Annotated in this window: 1 protein-coding gene; it reads left to right on the forward strand. The window is 71.9% G+C overall.

The genetic code is table 11. The features are described 5' to 3' along the window. A partial coding sequence (locus D7Y04_RS42820; RefSeq protein WP_147477352.1) for a GAF domain-containing protein occupies nt 1–431 on the forward strand: 431 nt, incomplete at both ends.

The raw sequence follows: 431 nt of genomic DNA on the forward strand, positions 1-431 counted from the left end.
CGCGTCGCTGGACTACGAAGCCACCCTGCGCAACATGGCGAAGCTGGTGGTGCCCACGCTGGCGGACTGGTGCTTCGTCGACCTGGCGCAACCGGATGGGACGTTCCGCCGGGTGGAGGTGGCCCACGCCCGCCCGGAGGACGCGGACCTGGCACGCGACGTCCAGCGCTTCCAGCTCCTCCCCGAGGGCAACCGCCACCATCCCCCCACGGAGGCCATCCTGCGGGGAGAGGCCATCCTCGTCGATGGCATGACGCCCGAGCGCCTCCGCGAGAGCGCGCACAACGAGGAGCATGCCCGGGTGATGGTGGCCACCGGCCTCGTCTCGCTCATCTCCGTGCCGCTGGTGGCGCGGGGGCGGACGCTGGGCGTGCTCACCTTCTTCACCGCGCACTCCGGCCGGCGCTACACGGGAGCGGACCTGTCCTTCG

The sequence above is a fragment of the Corallococcus sp. AB038B genome (genome assembly GCF_003668955.1).
Classification (GTDB): Bacteria; Myxococcota; Myxococcia; order Myxococcales; family Myxococcaceae; genus Corallococcus; species Corallococcus exiguus.